At 32.1% G+C, this 5,794-nt stretch carries 3 protein-coding genes; 2 read left to right on the top strand and 1 reads right to left on the bottom strand.

The features are described from left to right. The first annotated feature begins 733 nt into the window (after positions 1–733). Positions 734–2,596, top strand: coding sequence for an ABC-F family ATP-binding cassette domain-containing protein (locus QZ260_RS05155; protein WP_295983547.1), 1,863 nt, complete (start codon positions 734–736; stop codon positions 2,594–2,596). Between the two features lie 23 nt (positions 2,597–2,619). Then, positions 2,620–3,393 (top strand): class I SAM-dependent methyltransferase, encoded by a 774-nt coding sequence (locus QZ260_RS05150; protein WP_295983544.1) that lies wholly within the window; start codon positions 2,620–2,622, stop codon positions 3,391–3,393. Positions 3,394–3,485: 92 nt separating this feature from the next. On the opposite strand, the gene QZ260_RS05145 is transcribed toward QZ260_RS05150, so the two are convergent. Further along, positions 3,486–5,579 carry a DUF5723 family protein gene (locus tag QZ260_RS05145; RefSeq protein WP_295983541.1) on the bottom strand — a complete coding sequence of 698 codons (2,094 nt, stop codon included), beginning with the start codon at positions 5,577–5,579 and terminating at the stop codon, positions 3,486–3,488. Between the last annotated feature and the right edge of the window lie 215 nt (positions 5,580–5,794).

Here is a 5,794-nt window from a genome sequence, read left to right as displayed (position 1 = left end):
ACTGTAGCACTATCACAAAAACTTTGTATCGATTCTCCAGTTGGAATAGGAGTAATCGACTGATTTAGAATGCTTTCTTCTATTAACCCTTCATAACTATTTTTCTGAATACTTAAGGAAGCTCCATTAAAGAATGACAGAAAAAAAAAGCAGAATGTGAAAAATAATTTTTTCATAATTGTAGGTTTAAATTTGGAGATACACCCTAAAACTGTAGAGGGATAATTTTAAAGTGTATTTTGTCTTATTTTTTCTTATTTAGTCTATTAATCGATGTTATAAGTATTTCAACTACCTGATTTACAGGAGTATAACAAAGATAAAATATAACTAAACCATTTTTTTTATATTAGATGAATGACAAATTACTGTAGATGAAATATACTTTTAGTATAGACGAATGGTTTATCTTGTATTATGTTAATAATTTATAACTAGTTGTTGAATAGTACCGTCTTAAATTTGGGAATAGTCAATTATTAAAAAAAAAAAATGTTGTTGAAATTATATCTGTGAAAAGGTGATTATTTTAATTTTGTTGAAATTGATTTACCTAAAAATTAAAACATCGTTATCCGGGGTACATTAAAACACTAATTGTTACATGAATAAGTAATTATGATTATTTCAATATAGAGCTAATTAATTTACCAAAATCAAACTTTTAGAAGACAACAATAAAACTTATTAGGTGATTTTTGGTTTTTATCCGTTATTTGCAAAAAACTTTCCTTTGAATTATCTGACTGTTGAAAACATATCCAAATCTTATGGAGAACTTACACTATTTGAAAATATTTCATTTAGTGTCCATAAAGATCAAAAAATAGCTTTTGTTGCCAAGAATGGAACAGGAAAAACTTCCATTTTAAATATTTTATCTGGTGATGATACTGCCGATTCTGGTGACGTTATATTTAGAAAAGATATTAATGTTTCGTTTTTGTCACAAGATCCTAAATTTGACGAAAAACGCACTATTGAAGATACTATTCTAGCGAGTGACAACCCTATTTTAAAAGTGATTTCAAATTATGAAAAAGCACTTTTAAATCCAGAAGATACAGACACATATCAAGCTGCTTTTGATGCTATGGAACATCATCAAGCTTGGGATTTCGAAACTCTTTATAAACAAGTACTTTTCAAATTAAAACTTGAAAATTTAGATCATAAGGTAAGTACGCTTTCTGGTGGGCAAAAAAAACGTCTCGCACTCGCAAATGCGTTAATCAATAAACCAGATTTATTAGTTTTAGATGAGCCTACAAATCATTTAGACTTAGAAATGATAGAGTGGTTAGAATCTTTTTTCGCAAAAGAAAACATCACACTTTTTATGGTAACTCACGATAGATATTTCCTGGAACGCGTGTGTAATGAGATTATTGAATTAGACGAAGGTCAACTGCACAGCTATAAAGGTAATTACTCATACTACCTAGAAAAGCGGGATGCCAGAATTGAGCAACAAGCTGTAGAAACAGGAAAAGCGAAACAACTCTTTAAAAAGGAATTGGATTGGATGCGACGCCAACCTAAAGCCCGAACCACCAAATCTAAATCTAGAATTGATGATTTTGCAGATATAAAACATCGTGCGCATCAACGTAGAAATGACCATGAGGTTCAGTTAGAACTTAACATGGAACGTTTAGGAAGTAAAATTTTAGAATTCCATAAAGTATCAAAAGCATATAAAGATAAAACCATTTTAGATGGATTTAATTATATGTTTCAAAAAGGGGAACGCGTTGGTATTATTGGAAAAAACGGAACAGGAAAAACGACGTTTCTGAATATACTTACCGAAACGGCTAAACCAGATTCGGGAAAAGTTATCACTGGAGACACCATTAAATTTGGCTATTACACACAAAACGGTATTACCATTAAACCTGAGCAAAAAGTTATTGATGTTATTCGTGAATTTGGTGATTATATTCCATTAAAGAAAGGCAAGCAAATAAGTGCACAACAACTTTTAGAACGTTTTTTATTCAGTAGAAAAAAGCAATATGATTTTGTTGAAAAACTAAGTGGTGGCGAGCGCAAACGATTGTATTTATGTACAGTTCTAATTCAGAATCCCAACTTTTTAATTCTTGATGAGCCTACAAACGATTTGGATATAGTAACACTTAATGTTTTAGAAAGTTTCCTTCTAGATTTTCCAGGATGTGTTATTGTTGTAACGCACGATCGTTATTTTATGGACAAAGTAATAGATCATTTACTAATTTTCAAGGGTGATGGTGTTATTGAAGATTTTCCAGGAAATTATACAGATTATCGAGTTTATGAAGACAGCCAACCTGTGATTACTAAAACATCTGAAGGGAAAAAAGACAAACAATCTTGGAAAAAGAATGAAGTTTCTAAGCTTTCTTATAATGAAGAAAAAGAACTAAAAAACATAGAGAGCAAATTAAAATCATTGGCATTTGATAAAAAGGAACTGGAAAATAAGTTTCATAATCCTGAGTTATCCCAAGATGACATCAATAAATTATCTGCTGAGCTACAAAAAATTATAGACACTATTGAAACTAAAGAAGAACGCTGGTTAGAACTGTCTTCTATGCTTGAGGATTAGTGTTTTCGTAATTGAATACTAAAATGATCTATCAAATCACTCAATACATAAAGTTTTTATTTAAGAGTACCAACCAACACGGCGTGCACTCCCCGTTTGTTTATGATTTAGTAACTCAATGTTTTTATCATAAAACAAATTACGAGGCCTATAATGCTATTTTTAATTATAGAAAAGCGTTACTAGAGCGTAACACTAAAATTAAAGTCGAAGACTTAGGGGCTGGTTCACGCGTCATGAAACATCAAGAACGCACAGTTTCTGATATCGCTAAAAAAGCTGGCACAACTCGCACAAGAGCAAGGCTTTTATACAGACTAACAAATTATTTTAAACCTGATAATATTTTAGAGTTGGGAACGTCTTTAGGTATTGCAACATATGCTATGCATTCAGGAACTCCCAAATCACATATTACATCCATTGAAGGATGCCCTAACACCTCAGCGTTTTCAAAAAAGCAATTCAAGATTCAAGGTGCAGAACATATAAATATTATTACTGGGGATTTTAATAATGAAATTGAAAAGCTAAGTTCAAATAGTTATGATTTAATTTTCTTTGACGGAAACCATCAAAAAGAAGCAACTTTGAAATATTTTGAAACCTTATTAAATACAGCTAATAACGATTCTGTTTTTATTTTTGATGATATTTACTGGTCTGAAGGTATGACTAGAGCTTGGGAAATCATCAAAGAACACCCTAAAGTAACGATTACTATTGATACCTTTTTTTGGGGATTCGTTTTCTTTAGAAAGGAACAAGAAAAAGAACACTTCAAAATAAGAGCTTAATCCTCATTTATAATAAAGCTGTAATGATAAACGAAAAAACTCAGCGCTTATTTGCACTGAGTTTTTAAATATTATTTATTAAAAACGTTTTTCTACTTTACTAAATTAATTTCAACTCGTCTATTTTGCTTCCTACCAGCTTTATACATATTAGTTGCAAGTGGTTTTCTTTCACCATATCCAATTGCAAATAATCTAGTTGAATCTATTCCGTTTTTAACCAAATAGGTTTTTACAGCATTGGCTCTCGCATCAGATAATCTTTTATTTAACTCATAACTACCGATACTATCCGTATGTCCTTCAATGCTAAAACTCGCATTAGGATAAAATTTTAAAACCTTAATAATGTCATACAACACCTTATTGGACTCTGGTTTAATAGAAGATGTCCCGGAATTAAACAAAATAACTTTAGCATACTCGTTTAATTTTGTTTGAAGCTTTTGCATCACTACTTCTGGGCAACCATTATTCGCAACACTACCAACAGCATCTATACAATCATCATCTTTATCTAAAACACCATCACCATCTTTATCTGTCCAAGGGCAACCTTTGTTATCTATAGGACCAGCTTCCTCTGGACAAGCATCAAGCTTATCTATAATACCATCCTCATCCTTATCGCCCCATGGGCATCCATTATTTTCTAAAGGACCAGCTACTTGAGGACATCCATCAACATTATCTAATAAACCATCATCATCGGCATCTCCCCATGGACAACCATTATTCTCAACTGGTCCTAATACTTTAGGGCAATCGTCTAATTCATCCAAAATACCATCAGCATCAGCATCTCTATTCTTTGGAGCACTATGATACAATGGCACTTTTAACCCTGCATACACATCTGCCTCTCTATTATTATCACTTCCAAAAGCAGAAACTAGTGAACCAGAACCTGCATACAATGGTCCAGCCCTAAAGCCACAACCTAGCCTAAACCCATTGTTTTCAATAACACTTAAAGGCACATAAAAACTAAACCATTTAGTTTCAAAACGTGGTGTTAACGAGACTAAATTTGATACACGATTTGCTGTTATTCTATCTTTAGACATCAACGAAAAATCGGTATTTAGATTTAAATACACTTTGCTAGAAAGACCCCAATCTACATTAAGGTGCAATGCAGTTGGTAAATCAATGCCATACCCTGTAGCAGTATTAGTTCGCGAATAAAAGGTGTTTAAAAAGTCTCCAAAATTATCTGCATCTTGAAAATCGTTTTCATCAACATCTGTATTGGCAATATTATACGCTTCTCTGATACCATCTTTATAATCGATAGAGCCAATATCTGTAATAGATAATCCTATTTTTAATTTGTACTTATTTTTATGTCTAAAATCATTTGAGATAGAATCGTTAATTTTATAATCAGCATGATTTGGTCTCCACTCATAGACAACTCCTAAATCTGCACCAAAACCGTTTGCATTATCAGGTATTTTATAATCATAATTATCATAATCAACAGCAGTAAAACGCGCGTAAGTTAAATTTCCACTAGTGGTTATACTCCCTGTAGTTTGACCACCACCATAATCTGTACCGTCGGCATCATAATCAATAGATATATCAGTTCCCGTGCCATAAGCACTTCCGAGACCTTGTAAATATTTTAAAGAAACCCCTCCTTTTAAAAAGTGTTGCTCATTGCTAAATAGCGTTCTGGCATACGTCATACCTACTTCAGCCCAGGCATGAGCTAAAATATTAATATTTCCTTCGTTAAAATTAAAATCTTCGGTTGTATCATCATCTATAGAAGCTAAGGACGCTCCATTAATTTCGTTAGCATTCACAAAAGATCTTGCTCTTGTAAAGATCGCTATGGAACTGTTTTTGTTCAGATTAATCATAAATGATGGCCCTAAAACATCCACATTTAATGCTGCAGTATTAGTATCTTTAGGATCTGTTTTTGATTCCAAATCAAAACTATAACCATCTCTGGTTGCGTCCCAAACGTTAATACCATAATAATCATTGCTTCCAAACACACTCAGTCCTGCTAGGTTTATGTCGGCTTTAAAACGAGAATCGGTAATATTGGCTGGGTTAGAAATAACACCATGTACGCCACTATAATTGTCTGTAAGAAACCCAATGTAAGATTGCGCTTTTAAACAAAAAGAAAGGAAAAGCAATACAATTGACAAGATGGTTTTTTTCATGATTCTGATTTGATTTTTCGTCTCAAAAATAGTCAATTTTCGTTAAAATTTATTTAAATACCATCCTTTTAATTTGTGTAATACATTGTATCAAACACGCTTCAAAATATCATTAAAAAAATTAAGAATATTACAAACGAATTACTTTCGAGATAATTAATTATTCCTCGAGGGCAATTTCAAAGGAAACACTAAAACAAAATCTCTGAGAATTA

It is taken from the genome of uncultured Algibacter sp., from assembly GCF_905480415.1.
Classification (GTDB): Bacteria; Bacteroidota; Bacteroidia; order Flavobacteriales; family Flavobacteriaceae; genus Algibacter_B.
This window is presented reverse-complemented; position numbering and strand designations above follow the sequence as displayed.

What these genes read in the sequence shown, in the direction of transcription:
- QZ260_RS05150 (WP_295983544.1), top strand. Translation starts at nt 2,620, where the DNA reads ATGATCTATCAAATCACTCAATACATAAAGTTTTTATTTAAGAGTACC.
- QZ260_RS05145 (WP_295983541.1), bottom strand. Translation starts at nt 5,579, where the DNA reads ATGAAAAAAACCATCTTGTCAATTGTATTGCTTTTCCTTTCTTTTTGT.